We start from the raw sequence: 14,926 nt of genomic DNA on the forward strand, positions 1-14,926 counted from the left end.
GGGGTGGGGTGTGAGGAGGCCGGGGTCCTCTGCGCGGCCGTGGACGCCGGCCAGGGGGAGGGTGCCGTAGGGCCTCAGGAAGCGGTGCACGGCCTCGGCGCAGGCGTCCGTGACCACGCAGACGCGGAGGCCGTCAGCGTGCCGTGTGCGGATCACCGCTGATGGTCAGGACGAGGAACGGGGAGGCCCGGCAGCGGACCCGGCCGGGGTGGACGGGGACCGGCGCGTCCGTGCCGTCGGGAACTCACGGGCCGACCGTCCCCCGGATCACCCCCAGCTCCACCAGATCCTGCGGCCGGATCCGGAGCTGGTCCGCCGTCGTCTCCACCTCGCGCGGCGGCCGTTTGAGGATCGCCGCCGCCAGTTCCGGCGCGATCACCGAGAAGTAACTGTCCGGCGTGGCCCAGGTGTTGCCGGGCGCGGCCAAGGCCAGGGCGCCGCCGGAGCCGCCCTCTCCGATCACCAGCGTGGTCACCGGGGTACGGGCGCCCGCCACCGCGCCGAACAGGTCGGCGATCGCCGCGCCCGCGCCCTGCCGTTCCGCCGCCGCGTCGTTGGCCGCGCCCGGGGTGTCCACGAGGGTCAGCACCGGGATGCCCAGCCGGTCCGCGAGGCGGATGAGCCGGGCGGCGGTGCGATATCCGGCGGGGCGCGTCGCGGCCCCGGTCTGCGCGGCGTAGGCGACCGTACGGCCCCGGTGCTCGCCGAAGCCGCACTGCATGCCGTCCGGGTCGGTGCCGCCGCAGCGGTCGCCGCCGATCGCGACCCGGTGGATGAAGTAGGCGTCCAAGTAGGCGGCGGCGCGCGGCCGTCGGGGCGAGCGGGCCCGCCGGACGGCGTCCCAGCCGGTGGCGGGCAGGACCCCGGTGTCGCCGAGCGGCTCGGGCGGCGGGGCGGGCGTGGTGGACGGGCAGGTCAGCAGCCGCAGCCACCGCGCCAGCGTCTCGCGCAGTTCCTCGGGCCGTACGACCCCGTCCGCCGCGCCCGCCGCGACCTGCGCCTCCGCCGTGTACGCCGCCGGGTCCGCGTCCGCCGGCCGGACCCGGGAGCCGGCGAACCCGACCTGCGCCCCGGGCAGCGCCAGCACCACGTCGGCGCCCGCGCCGAGGGTGGCCCAGCCGCCCCCGGTGGTCGGGTCGCGCAGGACGGCGACCTGGGCGAGCCCGGCCTCCCGGTTGAGCACCGACTGCCGGGCCACCCGCTGGAGTTGGGTCAGGGCGAGCATGCCTTCCTGCATCCGGCTGCCCCCGGTGGCGACCAGCGGCACGACCGGCAGACGCCGCTCACGGGCGTACGTGTACGCCGCCTCCAGCCGGTCGCCGGTGCGCTCGCCGAGGGAGCCGCCGAGGAAGCCGAACTCGAACGCGATCAGCACGGCCCGGGTCCCGCCGACCCGGGCGGTGCCGCACACCACGGACTCCTGCTCACCGGTGCGCTCGGCGGCACGGGTGCGGGAGGCGTCGTAGCCGGGCCAGGTGAGGGGGCCGTCGGGCCTCGATGGCCGTATGGGGGTGGGGAGTTCGGCGAAGGTGGAGTCGTCGGCGAGGGAGGTGACGATCTCGCGGGCGGAGAGGCGCTCAGTCATGGGGCAACGCCCGCTTCATGATCTTCCCCATGTCGTTGCGCGGCAGGGCGTCGAGGTGGTGGACGACCCGGGGGCGCTTGTGCGGGGCGAGGCGGGTGGCCACATGGTCGGCCAACTCCGCCAGTGTGGGGGGTGCTTGGGGATCGGCCGGCACGACCCACGCCACGATCCGCTCGCCCAGGTCGGGGTCCGGCTCCCCGGTGACGGCCGCCTCCCGCACGCCCGGATGCTCCAGGAGCGCGTTCTCGATCTCGCCGGCCCCGATCTTGTAACCGCCGCTCTTGATCAGGTCGGTGGCCTTGCGGCCGACGATCCGGACGTAGCCGTCGGGGTCGCGCACCGCCATGTCGCCGGTGCGGAACCAGCCGTGGGCGGTGAAGGCCGCGGCGGTGGCGTCGGGGCGGTTGAGGTACTCGGTGAACAGGTTCGGGCCGCGCACCTGGATCTCGCCGACGGTCTCCCCGTCGTACGCGGTGACCTCCGAGCCGTCCTCCTCGACCAGCCGCAGCTCCACGCCCGGCAGCGGCACGCCGACCGTGCCCGGGCGGGCCTCGCCGTCCGCGCGGACGCTGGTGTTCATCAGCGTCTCCGTCATGCCGTACCGCTCGATCACCCGCCGCCCGGTCGCCGTCGCGATCCGGCCGTGGTCGTGCACGGGCAGCGCGGCGGACCCCGAGACCAGCAGCCGCGCCCCGGTCAGCGCCTTCACCAGCTCCGGGTCGCTCGTCACGGCCTCCGCGATCCGGTGGTACATCGTCGGCACGCCGAACAGCATGGTCGCCCCGCCGTTCAGCTCGCGGGCGACGCCCTGCGTGCTGAACCGGCCCAGGTGCCGCACCGACCCGCCACGGCGCAGGGGGCCCAGGACGCCCAGGACCAGGCCGTGCACGTGGAACAGCGGCAGTCCGTGGACCAGGACGTCGTCGCCGCTCCACTGCCAGGCGTCGGCGAGCGCGTCCAGGGTCGAGGCGATCGCCCGGCGCGGGATGACGGCGCCCTTGGGCGGGCCGGTGGTGCCGGAGGTGTAGACGATCAGGGCCGGATCGTCGTCGCCGGCGTGCGCTTCGGGGGCGGGGCCGGTGCCGTGCACGTCGACGTCCACGCGGGTCAGCTGCCGCAAGGGTGCGGGGAGCCGGTCGTCCGGGGCGGTGAGCACCAGGCCGGGTGCGCTGTCGGACAGGATGTGCCCGAGCTCCTTCTCACCGGACTTCGGGTTGAGCGGCACGGCGGGCACGCCGGCCAGCAGCGCGGCGACGACGGCGACGGCCGTCTCCATCGTGGGCGTCGCCCACACGGCGACCCGCGTGGCCCCGTCGATGCGGCCCCTGAGCGCTCCGGCCGCGGCGGCGAGTTCTCCGTACGTCAGCGAGCGCTCACCGAACCGCAGGGCGGGCCGGCCGGAAGGGCCCCCGGTCAGCGCCGGGAAGAGAGAGGTCACGCGTCATGTCTCCTTAGCTGTCCGACTGTCCGTGTTCAGGTCCATGTTCATGTCCACGACCGTCACCACGATCTCTCCGTACACCATCGACTGCCGGAAGAAACGCTCTCGGACCGGCCCGGGTCCTGGCAACAGGACTCACTCCCGCGCAGTTCCTCTGGGAAACGGTTGTTAGCCTGCGGCGGGAAACAGACCGATCGTCCGTACGAGGAGGGCGTCGCCGTGGCCGGCACCCCGCGCATCGCGCTCGTCACCTACGACCCCGGTGGCGAGGAGCACAAGGACCGCGACCTGCCGGTGCTGGTGGCGGCACTGCGGGAGGCAGGGGCCGAGGCCCTCGCCGTCCACTGGGACGACCCGAAGGCCGACTGGGCCGGGTTCGATCTCGCCCTCATACGCTCCACCTGGGACTACAGCTGGCGGGCCGAGGAGTTCACAGCGTGGGCCGAGCGGTGCGCGCGGGCGACCCGGCTCGCCAAACCCGGCCGGTGTCGTGCGGTGGAACGCCGACAAGAGGTATCTCGGACAGCTCGCGGAGGCCGGAGTGCCCGCCGTGCCCACCCGGTACTTCGCGCCCGGTGACCCCGTCGAGCTGCCCGCCGGCCACGAGTACGTCGTGAAGCCCACCTCGGGGGCCGGCGCCCGGTACGCCGGCCGCTACCCGGCCGGGGAGCGGGACGCCGCCCTGCGGCAGGTCGAGCGCATGCACGCCGAGGGGTTCACCGTGATGGTGCAGCCCTATCTGAGCAGCATCGACACCGAGGGCGAGCGGGCCCTGCAGTTCTTCGGCGGGCGCCTGCTGCACGCCGGCGTCAAGGGCGCCGTCCTCGCGCCGGGCACGCCGTACGACGCGGACAAGATCGCCCACCCCGACCTGCGGCGCTGGGAGCCGACCGTGGCCGAACTGGCCGTCGCCGAGCGGGCCCTGGCCGCCGTACCCGGACAGCCGGAGCTGCTGTACGCGCGCGTGGACCTGGCCACCGGGCCGGACGGGGAGCCGTGCGTGATGGAGCTGGAGCTGATCGAGCCGAACCTGTTCCTGTGGCTGCACCAGGACTCCCTGCCGCGGGTCGTGCGGGCGGTGCTGGCCGCCGCCGGCTGATCACGGCCCGAGCCGCCCCGTCGGGCGGGCATGGTGAAGGACCCCTCAGCCCCGAGTGCCGGTGACGGCCACCCGCTGCAGCAGCCCCCAGGTGAACTCGGCGGCGACCTCCCGCCGGACGCCCTCGGCGTCGGGCGCGGTGAACGCCAGGCCCCACCGGGTCGGAGCCGTGCCCTCCAGGGGGCGGGCCGGGGCGAAAGCGCGGGCCGCCTCGTCGACCGTGCAGGACCAGGGGGCGAGATCGTCCAGGGTGCGCAGCGCGGGGCCCCCGGTGCCGGGGGCGCGGACCAGCCACTCATTCCACACCGCGCGGTTCGGGGCGGTCAGCACCTCGAAGCGCAGGCCGGGCCAGAGCGGCAGGGGCCACAGCCAGGCCTCGCAGTCGAGGTCGCCGACGCGGCGCGGCGTACGGGACTCGGGTTCGCCCAGCACTCCGCGATAGCGGGCCAGGGACGCGCGGGAGCGTGGGGAGCGGACCATCGCCTGCCACCGCCTGTTGGCCTCGCGCATGTCCGCGAGGGAGACCCCCAGCTCATGGCGGGCGCCCTCCACCAGGCCGGGGTTGTGGTCGGCCATGCGGCGCAGCAGCACCAGCTGGAAGTCGAGCGGGGTGAAGAGGTTAGCGGGGTGCTTTCCGGAGGGCATGGGACCCATCGTCGCCCACCGGGGCCGTACCGGGGCGGCGGCCGTCGGGCAGGAACAGCACGGAGTTGACGTAGCGGGGGCCCCGCAGGAGGTTCGAGGGCAGGACGCGCCGGAGCAGGCCGTGCGAGACGACGTAGGAGGCGCTCGCCTGGTGGTCCTCCAGCGGGAACCTGCTCAGCGGCACCCAGGTGTCGCCGGGCAGGACCCAGCCGTCGTAGCCCAGCAGGGCCAGGTACGTCACCACCGGCGCGATCGGCTGGATGCGGGACTCCAGCTCCACGAACAGCGCCGGCCGGTCGCGGGCCAGCAGGCCCGTCGCGCCGCGCAGGACCGCCGCCTCGTTGCCGTCCACGTCGATCTTGACGAACCCGACGTTCCGCAGGCCCAGTTCGTCCAGGGTGACGCAGGGCACGTCCAGTGCCCGGCCGTGGATGTCGCGCCGGACCAGCGAGGACACGCCCCGGGCGCCGGAGTCGTCCGACGGCAGCCACAGGCGGGCGATGCCCGGGTGGTCCGAGGCCGCCGCGCGGATCACCTTCACGTTCGGCGGGGCCGCGGCGGCCAGCAGCCGGGCCAGATGGGGCACCGGCTCGATCGCCACGACGTGCTCGGCCCGGCCGGACAGCCGGTGCGTCCAGGGCCCGTACCAGCCGCCGACGTCCACCGCCGTGCCGCAGTCCGCCGGGCACACCTCGGCGAGCCGGGCCAGCTCCGGTTCGAAGCGGGGGTAGAGCGCCCGGGCCGTCGCGGCCACCAGGCGCGGGGGCAGGAAGGGAGCGAGACGGGCTGCCAGGCTGGTCACGGTGCCATCCTCTTGAGGAGTTCCTCGTGCTCGTCGTCCGGCACCTGCTCGCCCGAGGAGGGCAGCAACTGCGGGATGCCGTCCACGATCGGGTAACGGCGGTGCAGACGCGGGTTGTACAGCGCATCCTCCCGCCCGGCCTCCTCGGCCAGCAGGTGCAGCGGGCCCTTGTCGAGCGGGCAGGCCAGGATCTTCAGCAGCGGATCGTCGGACTTCACGGGGATGCCAACTCCTTGGCTGGTGCGGGGGGCTGGGGAGCGGAGTCGTGTTTCGGCATGGTCAGCAGGACGGCGACCGCCAGGGCCGTGCCCGCGACGCGCAGGGCGAGCCGCAGCGGGTCGTGCGGCAGGGCCTCGCCGAACGACAGCGTGCCCAGCACCGCTGTGAACAGGCAGGTCACCGTCGTGCACACCGGCACGATCAGCGAGGCCCGGCAGCGCTGCAGCGCCGCCTGCGACATCACCAGGCCGAACACACCGGTGAACAGCAGCAGATACGGATACGGGGAGCTCAGCAGGTCCAGGACGGCGCCGCCGATCCCGCTGGTCGTCAGGTGGCTGGAGACGCCCTTGATGGCCAGGGAGCTGACGCCGTAGAGCAGGCCCACGGCCACGCCGTACTCGACGCCGGTCGTCGGACGCCGGTGCCGGTTGCGCGTGCGCCGTTCGGCGGAGCCGTACAGCCACACCCCGACGGCCAGCGACGGCACGCACACCAGCAGGATCAGCTGGTAGGGCGCGTCCTGGCTGACGGTGTCCGCGCCCTCGCGCAGCGACAGCACCACCATCAGCAGCGCGAGCAGGATCGCGCCCAGCGCGTACCGCTCCCGGCCGCTCGTCTCCTCCCCGAGCAGCCGCGCCGACAGCAGCACGAGCAGCACCAGGCCGGAGACGAAGATGCCCTGGGCGGCGGCGATCGGGAGGGTGCGGTAGACGACGAGCTGCGCGGCGAAACCGGCGGCGAGGGAGAGGGAGCCGCCGATCCACAGGGGGCTGCCGAGGACGAGGCGCAACAGCCGGGCCGGCTGCCGGATCGTCACCTCGGGCAGCGAGGTGAGCGCCCGCTTCTCCAGCACGAAGCCCAGGCTGTACAGGGTGTTCGCCAGCAGGGCCGCGGCCACTCCCCACCACATGGGCTACGTCCTCCTGGCGTGCAGCAGCAGGATCGACGAGAGCTGCGGCCGGGCACAGGCCAGCCGGTCCAGCGGCCGCAGCGGGCGCGGTACCCCGTGGAAGGGAGCCCCTTCGAGCCGTACGACCGTGAACCCGGACGCGGCGACGAACTCCCGCAGCGCGCGGGGGGTGTAGAGACGCAGATGTCCTACGACCTCCTTCCCCGGGCGGCCGTGGATGCCGCGCAGGCTGACCTCCGAGAAGACGGGCTGCACACCGGCCAGCAGCAGGGCCCGGTTGTACCAGGCGGCCAGGTTCGGGGTGGACAGCATCAGATGGCCACCGGGGCGCAGGATCCGGCGGATCTCGTCCAGCGCCGCGTCCGGATCGACGAGGTGCTCGATGACCTCGCTGAACAGCACGGCGTCCGCCGACCCGGACGCGAACGGCAGCCCGCCGTCGGTGAGTTCGCCGCGCACCGTGTACGGGATGCGGGTGCGGGCGCGTCTGAGGGCGTCCTGGGACCAGTCGACGCCGATGACGCGGTGGCCGGGCAGGAGCGGGGCGGCGGTGGCGGCGGCCGTGCCGTCGCCGCAGCCGATGTCGAGGACGGTCCGGGGGGTGCCGGCCGCCGGACCGAGGGCCCTGGCCAGCATGCGGGCCTGGCGGAGGCTGCGCGGGGTGCCGGAGGCGACCGGCACGGCCGGGTTCTCGTAGAAGTCGCGCAGGTCGCGGGACGGGGGCCCGGTGCTGGTGGTCGTGGTCACACGGTCACCTCCGTGGTGTGCAGGTAGCGCTCGAACAGGTCGCGGAGGCGGGCGCCGTCGCCGTCGCCGAGCAGGGCCTTCGACCAGCGCAGCGCCAGGTGGAGACGGCCGGCCGTGGAGGCGGTCGTCACGGTCAGGCCGCGTGGCATGCGGGCCGGCGCCGAGAACCAGACCGCGTGCGCGCGGCCCGCCTCCGCGCCGAAGTCCAGGGGGTAGGGGATGCGGCCGATGTTGCTGAGCAGGGTCGTCGAGGTCCAGGGCGCGGCGGCCCGGCGCAGGGTGCGGGTGAGGGCGGCCCGGGCGGCGACCGGCGCCCAGGGGGCGGTGAGGAGGGCGGCGCCGTGGCCCAGCTGGGGGCGGGGCAGGGACTTCAGCGCCCGGGTCCGTTCCGCGGTGCGGCGGAGCAGGGCGGGCAGGTCCGGGTCATCCAATTCGGCCGGTGCGAAGGGGACTTCGACCAGGCGGGTGCCGTTGCCTATCGGCATGGTGATGTCGCGGGGGCGGTCGTCCACGGGCATGGTGATGCGCAGGGGGCGCGGGCTGCTGCCGTGTTCCCTGTTCCAGTGGGCGATGGTCAGGGCCGTGGTGACCATGAGCTGGTCGTTGACGGTGTAGGGGGAGCCTTTGGGGCGGTGGGGGAGCGGGAGTTCGGTCACCAGCATGCCGTTGCCGGGGGAGGGGTCGGGTGTGCCCGGTGCGACCCGGGCCGGGGGTGACCAGCCGGCCGGGGTGTCCGGGGGCTCCCGCCGGGGCTCCGCGGGGCGGACCGGGCCTGCCGCGGGGGCGTTGTCCACACCGCCGTAGAGCTCCGCGGCCGTGGCCAGGACGCGGAGGCAGGCCGGGCCGTCCAGAGCGGTGTGGTTGATGGTGAGGACGAGGACCGAGTCCACCACTTCGAGCCGTATCGGCGGGGACATCGACAGCGGCGGTGCCTGGGTCAGGGCCCGGGTCCTGGCCTCCCGCAGCGCACGTGGCCCCCCGGGGGTGAAGGTCACCACCTCCACATCGGGCTCCGGCGTCAGCTCCCACTCGTAGCGCCGCCGGTACCACGGCCCCCGCGCCTCCCGCATCAGGATGCGCGGATGCCGGTGCAGGGCCTCCGTGAACGCCTTGCGCAGGCGCGTGGGGTCGAGGGGGCCCGGGAGGTGGACCTCGATGTGGACCGTCTCCGGTTCCTCCTCCTGGAGGCAGTGCCGGGAGACCTCGTCCACCACCGGGAACGGGACGCGTACCGGTGCCGTCATGCGGGCTTGCCCTCCCCGGGGTCCGTCCTCGGCAGGCGTTGCGTCGGCGCCTGGGCGGACGGCCGCTCGCGCAGGCTCACCAGCCCCGCGAACAGGCCGGTCAGTGCCAGCAGTTGGGCCAGGTGCCCGAACGCGCCCTCGCCCGCGCCGACCGGCTCCCCGGCCCCGAGGGCAGCGGCGATCCCCGCTCCCGCCAGGGCGGCGAACGCGACCGGCACCAGCAGCGCGTGCCGCCGCGAGGCGAGCAGCGCCAGCGCGGGGACCAGCAGCGCGAGCCACCCGGCGATCACCACCCCGACCAGCGTCAGGGCCACCGTGCCGAGCCACAGGCCGGGCAGCGGCGGCAGGGGCTGGGGTGCGTCGGGGTTGGGGGCGCGGCGCCGCCAGATCGCCAGGCCCAGCAGGACCGCGATGCCGACGCCGCTGCCGATCAGCCCCGCGTCGTAGGTCGTGGCCGGCTCGTACGACAGCTTGACCGTGCCGCCCGCCCCGGCCGGGATCCGCCAGCCCTGCTGCCAGCCGTCCAACCGTACCGGGGTCAGTTCCTCGCCGTTGAGCGTGGCCCGCCAGCCCTCGTTGAAGTTCTCGTAGGTCGTGAGATACGAGGCGGCGCCCGAGCCGACCGTGACCTGGCGCTGGTCGCCCAGCCAGTCCCGGATCCGCAGGTCACGCCCGGCCGCGGCGGCCTCGGGGACCGTTCCGCGGGTCAGGGTCACGTCCGTGAGCGCGAGCGGGCCCGCGTCACCGCCCTCCAGACGGTGGTCGCCCGAGGACAGCCGCACCTCGGCGTCGCCCCGGCCCTCCTGGCAGAGCGTCACCTCCACGCCCCGCCGCTCCACCAGGTCCCGTACGGTGCCCTTCGCGCTCGTCTGGTACAGCTCACCGTCCAGCGCCACGTCCGGGCCCTTGCCGCACGGCAGGGAGAACTTGCGGGTGCCGTCCGGCTGCGGGGTGCGGTACTGGTCGAGGGAGGGGACGTACGCCTCGGTGAGGCCCACCGGGAGGCGCAGGTTCTCGTCGGCGACCGGGTTGTGCAGGGTCAGCGGGGCCGTCTCGGTGACGGTGATGTCGAGCCGGTCGGTGGTGATCGGCGGGAAGCGGACCCAGCCGTTCTCGTCGACGCCGGCGATGGCCGCGCCGTCCGGGGAGCTGATGTGCACCTCGGACGCGCGGGTGGACAGACCGCCCGCCGGGGCCAGGACCAGTTCGCCGACCGGCTGCTTGCCCTGCCAGCGCAGGTGGATCGTGGGCCGGTCGCCCGCGATCCATGCCGTCGTCAGGTCGCCGTCGGTGAGGTTGCGCGCCGTGAGGCCCGCGCCGAGGCGCGCCGTGGAGTCGGCGGTGGCGACGATCCGGGTCTGCTGCTCGGGCGCGATCTCGTACATCAGCTCGTCGAGCTCCGCGCCGGGCACCGGCACCGCGCTCGCCTTCACCTGGTACGTCCCGGCGGCGGGGGTGGTGAAGCGGCGGTGCAGGCCGGCTTCCGTGCCGGTCGCGGACAGGCCGGTCGGGTCGGAGGCGCGGTGCAGGGAGACGATCGTGGCGTCCGCCGTGGCCTCGTCCGCGTCCGCCGGCAGCCGCAGCAGACGGGTCACCTGCACGTCCGGCAGGTCGATCTCGGAGAAGCCCGCGCCGGTCAGCCCGGCCCGGCGCTCCACCGAGTCCACGATCGTCAGCTTCATCCAGCGCGTCGCGCCCTCGGGCGCCTTGATCCGCTGCGTCATGCCGTTCGGCTGCAGGAAGCTGGTCTTCGAGCCCTTCTCGGTCTCCACCCGCACCTTCGTGGCCGCGGCCCGCACGCTCTCCTGCGGCAGCGGCGTGACCTTGAAGGAGGACGGCATGTCGTAGGAGCCGGTGAAGCCGATGCGCAGCCACTGCCCGTCCGGCGTGTCCGGCGCGCCCTCCGCCCACGCGGTGGCCGGGTTGCCGTCGAAGGCGTTCACCGGGTCGTACTGCGGCAGGTGGAAGAGCCAGTTGCCGTACGACGACGCCGACACCGAGCGGGCGCCCCGCAGTTCGGCGACCGTCTGGTGGTCGGCGCCCTCGGTCGGCAGGATCTGGCGCGGCTTCTCGCCCGGGTCCTGCTGGGCGTCTGGCGCGTTGCGTTCGTCTCGCGTGTACGTGTACGACGTACCGGCGTTGACCAGGCCGAACCGGGTGTCGGCCCGCCGCAGCCCGTCGCCCACCACCTGCACGGCCGGGGTGCCGAGCCCGGGGTGGTTGTCACCGGTCAGGACGGTCGCCCGCCCGCGCAAGCGCGACGCCAGCGGCAGCAGCGCCTCCGGCCCGCCGGACACCACGGCCGTGTCGGCGACCGGGGCGAGCCCGGCCTGCCCGGGCCGGATCACGTCGTCCCCGGCCGGCCGGTAGATCTCCACGGCCCGCTGCCGCGCATACAGCCCCTCGACCTGCAGCGGCGCGTCCTGCGCGATCCGGCCGCCGGTCATCACCGGCCCGAGCCCCGTCACCCGCTCGTACCCCGACTGTTCGAGGGTGCGCTTGACGGTCGCGGTGGGCACGTAGCCGACCTGGTCGGGGTCGAGGTCGTTGCGTACGACGACGTAGAACAGCCCTGCCCGGCTCAAGTAGTCCGCCAGCCCCGGCACTTCGGCGCCGGACAGCAGCGCCTGCTCGACGGCGTCCATGGCGCGCCGGTTGCCGGGCGTGCCGAACGGGACGTAGTCGCGCTGCGCCCACCGCGACTCGGCGAGCACGTCGAGCGGCTGGTCGATGGGCGAGCCCCAGGTGTAGACGCCGTGCGCGGTCGCCGGGACGACCAGGGCGCGCGAGTCGGGGGAGTACTTCTCCAGCCAGTCGGCCGTGGCCTGCCAGTAGGCGGGCAGCTTCTGGAAGGAACCCGGGTTGAGGATCGAGCCGTTGAGGTACGGCCACATCAGTCCCGGCAGGATCAGCACGGCCGCGATCAGCGGGGCGAAACGCCGGCCGCGCACCGGCCGGGTCCCGCGCCGCTCGGCGGCCACGCCCACGAGGTGGGCCAGGCCCAGCACGAGTGCCAGGGCCACGCCCGTCTGGAACTTGTAGATGTTCCGGAACGGCGACAGCCACCCGTCCAGCCAGCCCTGCACCACCCCGTGGAACGGCGCGCCGAACGCCCCGCCGTACCCGGCGAGCAGCACCAGCGCCGCCACGAGCACCGTCAGCACGAGCCAGCGCCGCTCGGGCATGTCCCGCCGGGCGAGTCCGGCCAGCCCCAGCCCGGCCGCCAGCGCCGAGCACACGATCACGACGGCGGCGGAGGCCACGGTCCAGCCGGCCGGCAGCCAGGCCTCACCGAGGTGCAGATAGGCGACCCAGTTCCCGGCGCCGCGCAGCGCCTCGGTCGCCGACATGGTGTCGGTGGTCGTCTGCGAAGTCTCTATATAGGGGAGGAAGTTCTCGCCGTAGACGCCGAGCAGCAGCAGCGGCACCCACCACCAGGCCGTCACCACGATCACGGCCGGCGCCCACCAGGCGATCAGCTTGCGCTGCCGCGGACCCGGCGGACGGGACAGCAGATACAGACCGACCGGCAGCAGGGACGCCAGCGTCGCCGAGGCGTTCACCCCGCCCATGAACGGCACCAGCAGCGCCGACCGCAGGGCCGCGACCCGGGCGGCGTACCGCTCGCTCGTCAGCGGCAGCAGCACCCACGGCAGCAACGCCCCGGGCAGCGCGGCGGCCGACGTGGAGCCGATGACGGTCGTGAACACCGGCCACAGCGCGTACACCACCGCGCCCAGCAGCCGGGAGGCCCCGCTCCCCACCCGCAGCCGCTCGGCCAGCCGCAACGCCCCCCAGAAGGCGACGGACACGATGACCGACAGCCACAGCCGCTCGGCCAGCCACACCGGCAGCCGCACGAGGTCGCACACCCAGTAGAACGGCAGCATCGGCCACAGATAGCCGACGTACTGGTCCTGGATGCCGCCGAAGCCGGCCCGGTCGTGCCACAACTGCCCGAGATCGGCGAGGAACTGCCCCGGGTCGACCGTGACGCCGAGCTTGGTGTCGAAGGTCTGGCGCCCCGGCTGCACCGCGAGGAACAGCACGAACACCACGGCCCAGAAACCCAGCAGCCAGCGTCGCGACCGCGGGCCCTCAGGGGGGCCCGCCGCGGTCGCGGTGGTGGGCACGGCTGCCGGTGGAGGAGCCTGGACCGTGGTTGTCATGTGGGGCACCGCCGCAGAATGAGAAGGAGGTTCCAGGTGGCGAACTCGCGGATCCCGGGCGCCTTGACGACGGTCTCCGCGAGGAAGGGCCAGTAGCGGGAGCGGGCCGAGACGACCGTGACGTCGTCGCGGGCACGCACCTGCCGCAGGGTGGAGCCGATGTGCACCGCGTACAGGTTCTCGCCGAGCGTGTGCTTGGCGGGTTTGCCGGTCCGCCGCAGGTAGCGGGCCCGGGCCCGCTCGGCGCCGAGGTAGTGCCACGGGGCCCACTCGTGCCCGCCCCACGGCGACAGCCAGTTGGTGAACGACACGTAGATCAGCCCGCCGGGCCGTGTCACCCGGGCGAGCTCGCTGAGGAACGTCTCGGGATCGGCCACGTGCTCCAGCACGTTGGACGAGAAGGTGACGTCCGCGACGCCGTCGCGCAGGGGCAGCAGGTACCCGTCGGCGACCACGGCCGACTCCGGGGGCTTGCCGCCGAGTTCCGTCACATCGGGCTCGAAGAGGAACGCCTGAGCACCGCGTCGCCGGAACTCCTCGGTGAAGTACCCGCTGCCACCGCCGACGTCCAGGACGGTACGCCCGGCGACGGGCCCGTCGTACGCCTCGACCTGATCGACGGCGTCCCGGGCGAGCAGCGAGTAACAGGCCTCGGGATCGTCCTGTTCGCGGAGGAAGGCGCGGAACAGGGCGAGGGATCTCCGGAGCGAGGGATCCCTCCACGTGCCTCCACGGCGTACCGGCGACGTCACGGACCCCAGCCCCTCACCGCCTCAGCGGCCACCACCCGGAACTGCCGCACGGTACGGTCCCACCGGAACTGCGCCGCCCGCTCCCGGGCGGCCTTGCCCATCACCTCGCGCCGCCGTCCGGCCAGGGTCAGCGCACACCAGGCGGCGGCGAACGAGGACTCACCGCGCGCGAGGATCCCGGTCTCACCGTCCACCACGGAGTCCTTGAGTCCGGGCACATCGAAGGCCACACTCGGTGTCTCCCGAGCCGCGGCCTCCGTCACGACCAGGCCCCACCCCTCCACGGCGGAGGGATGCAGCAGCAACCAGGCCGCACACAGCAGGCGGTGCTTCTCGGCTTCCGTCACATAGCCGGTGAACTCCACACCGGGCCCGGCGAGCCGCTCCAGCCGCTCCCGCTCGGGGCCGTCGCCGACGATCACCAACCGCCCGCCGGTCACCGGACGCACCCGCTCCCACAACCGCAGCAGCAGATCGATCCGCTTGTACTCGACGAGCCGCCCGACGGCGACGAACAGCGGCTCCGGCGAGCGCTCGGCTCTCGGGCCGGGCTCCTCGACGCCGTTGTGCACGACCCGGATCCGCTCCCGCTCGACGCCGATCGCACGCAGCGCGTGGGCGGTCGAGGAGGACACGGCGACGAGCAGGTTCCGCTGCTGCGCCCCGGTCAGCGCCCAGTGTTCGAGTCTTCGGCCGATCCGCGCCGCCGGGGCCAGCGGCCCGCCGAAGCGCATCTTCCACAGATCCGTATGGACGTGGTTGACCAGGCACAGCGTCGGTCCCCGGTGCCACAACGGCGCCAGGTACGGCATGCCGTTGCACACCTCGACCAGGAGGTCGCAGTCGCCGATCTGGCGGGCGAAGGCCGAGCGGGCGCGCAGATAGTGCCCGTAGGGGCCGCCCGCCGACACGACCCGGTAGTCGCGGAAGGCCGCGGGCCCCCCGCACAGCAGGGTCACCTGGTGGCCCAGGCGGGTCAGGCCGTCGGCGAGCTTGTCGACCAGCAACTCGGAACCGCCGGCGGACGGGTTGTCCAGATCACGATGGGCGAGGAAGACGATCCGGCGCGGATGTGGGGGGAGCGCCGGAGGGCGCTGCGGCGCGTTGGGGGACGCGGTGCGCAGCGGGGACGGCACGTGCTGGGGCATTGGTGCTCCAACTCGTCTCGGGGTGCGGAACTCAGCGTGGGAAAGTGGGATGTGCCCCTGACGGGACTCTGCCTGTGGGGGGTCTGTCTGTGGGGCGTCTGAGCTCTTCTTGGGAGGGGAGTGTGGACGGGTTGTGCTCGGGGTGGGGCTGGACAGTTTTCG

At 74.1% G+C, this 14,926-nt stretch carries 11 protein-coding genes and 1 pseudogene; 1 reads left to right on the top strand and 11 read right to left on the bottom strand.

All coding sequences use genetic code 11. The features are described 5' to 3' along the window. Positions 1 to 244: 244 nt before the first annotated feature. Together ACZ5TL_RS21635 and ACZ5TL_RS21640 are read right to left on the bottom strand one after the other, a co-directional pair. The gene (locus tag ACZ5TL_RS21635) at positions 245 to 1,585 is read right to left on the bottom strand and encodes a carboxyl transferase domain-containing protein (RefSeq protein WP_468591697.1); all 1,341 of its coding nucleotides are present in this window, start codon (positions 1,583 to 1,585) and stop codon (positions 245 to 247) included. Then, complete coding sequence (locus ACZ5TL_RS21640) at positions 1,578 to 3,023, bottom strand: acyl-CoA synthetase (protein ID WP_468591698.1); 1,446 nt, start codon at positions 3,021 to 3,023, stop codon at positions 1,578 to 1,580. Before ACZ5TL_RS21640 ends, ACZ5TL_RS21635 begins: the two co-directional genes overlap by 8 nt. A gap of 222 nt (positions 3,024 to 3,245) precedes the next feature. Here ACZ5TL_RS21640 and ACZ5TL_RS21645 point away from each other — a divergent pair. Further along, positions 3,246 to 4,125 (top strand): annotated as a pseudogene (locus ACZ5TL_RS21645) (ATP-grasp domain-containing protein). A gap of 45 nt (positions 4,126 to 4,170) precedes the next feature. Here the strand turns inward: ACZ5TL_RS21645 and ACZ5TL_RS21650 are convergent. From ACZ5TL_RS21650 to ACZ5TL_RS21690, 9 genes are read right to left on the bottom strand one after another with little or no spacing between them, the layout of a single operon-like run. Further along, entirely contained in the window at positions 4,171 to 4,779 is a 609-nt protein-coding gene (locus tag ACZ5TL_RS21650) for a hypothetical protein (protein WP_468591699.1), read from the bottom strand. Then, positions 4,745 to 5,572: an FkbM family methyltransferase gene (locus tag ACZ5TL_RS21655; RefSeq protein WP_468591700.1), complete on the bottom strand. Its 828-nt coding sequence runs from the start codon at positions 5,570 to 5,572 to the stop codon at positions 4,745 to 4,747. The genes ACZ5TL_RS21650 and ACZ5TL_RS21655 overlap by 35 nt, the downstream gene beginning before the upstream one ends. Then, the gene (locus ACZ5TL_RS21660) at positions 5,569 to 5,790 is read right to left on the bottom strand and encodes a Trm112 family protein (RefSeq protein ID WP_468591701.1); all 222 of its coding nucleotides are present in this window, start codon (positions 5,788 to 5,790) and stop codon (positions 5,569 to 5,571) included. The genes ACZ5TL_RS21655 and ACZ5TL_RS21660 overlap by 4 nt, the downstream gene beginning before the upstream one ends. Further along, on the bottom strand, positions 5,787 to 6,692 hold the full coding sequence (locus ACZ5TL_RS21665) for a hypothetical protein (RefSeq protein WP_468591855.1): 906 nt from the start codon (positions 6,690 to 6,692) through the stop codon (positions 5,787 to 5,789). Before ACZ5TL_RS21665 ends, ACZ5TL_RS21660 begins: the two co-directional genes overlap by 4 nt. A gap of 15 nt (positions 6,693 to 6,707) precedes the next feature. Next, the gene (locus tag ACZ5TL_RS21670; protein WP_468591702.1) at positions 6,708 to 7,451 is read right to left on the bottom strand and encodes a class I SAM-dependent methyltransferase; all 744 of its coding nucleotides are present in this window, start codon (positions 7,449 to 7,451) and stop codon (positions 6,708 to 6,710) included. After that, positions 7,448 to 8,695, bottom strand: coding sequence for a condensation protein (locus tag ACZ5TL_RS21675; protein WP_468591703.1), 1,248 nt, complete (start codon positions 8,693 to 8,695; stop codon positions 7,448 to 7,450). Before ACZ5TL_RS21675 ends, ACZ5TL_RS21670 begins: the two co-directional genes overlap by 4 nt. Beyond that, positions 8,692 to 12,864 carry a DUF3367 domain-containing protein gene (locus tag ACZ5TL_RS21680; protein ID WP_468591705.1) on the bottom strand — a complete coding sequence of 1,391 codons (4,173 nt, stop codon included), beginning with the start codon at positions 12,862 to 12,864 and terminating at the stop codon, positions 8,692 to 8,694. The genes ACZ5TL_RS21675 and ACZ5TL_RS21680 overlap by 4 nt, the downstream gene beginning before the upstream one ends. Then, positions 12,861 to 13,616: a class I SAM-dependent methyltransferase gene (locus tag ACZ5TL_RS21685; protein WP_468591706.1), complete on the bottom strand. Its 756-nt coding sequence runs from the start codon at positions 13,614 to 13,616 to the stop codon at positions 12,861 to 12,863. The genes ACZ5TL_RS21680 and ACZ5TL_RS21685 overlap by 4 nt, the downstream gene beginning before the upstream one ends. Beyond that, complete coding sequence (locus ACZ5TL_RS21690) at positions 13,613 to 14,764, bottom strand: glycosyltransferase family 4 protein (protein WP_468591707.1); 1,152 nt, start codon at positions 14,762 to 14,764, stop codon at positions 13,613 to 13,615. Before ACZ5TL_RS21690 ends, ACZ5TL_RS21685 begins: the two co-directional genes overlap by 4 nt. Between the last annotated feature and the right edge of the window lie 162 nt (positions 14,765 to 14,926).

It is taken from the genome of Streptomyces sp. NPDC033136 (assembly GCF_055578235.1).

What these genes read in the sequence shown, in the direction of transcription:
- ACZ5TL_RS21680 (WP_468591705.1), bottom strand. Translation starts at nt 12,864, where the DNA reads ATGACAACCACGGTCCAGGCTCCTCCACCGGCAGCCGTGCCCACCACC.
- ACZ5TL_RS21690 (WP_468591707.1), bottom strand. Translation starts at nt 14,764, where the DNA reads ATGCCCCAGCACGTGCCGTCCCCGCTGCGCACCGCGTCCCCCAACGCG.
- ACZ5TL_RS21675 (WP_468591703.1), bottom strand. Translation starts at nt 8,695, where the DNA reads ATGACGGCACCGGTACGCGTCCCGTTCCCGGTGGTGGACGAGGTCTCC.
- ACZ5TL_RS21650 (WP_468591699.1), bottom strand. Translation starts at nt 4,779, where the DNA reads ATGGGTCCCATGCCCTCCGGAAAGCACCCCGCTAACCTCTTCACCCCG.
- ACZ5TL_RS21635 (WP_468591697.1), bottom strand. Translation starts at nt 1,585, where the DNA reads ATGACTGAGCGCCTCTCCGCCCGCGAGATCGTCACCTCCCTCGCCGAC.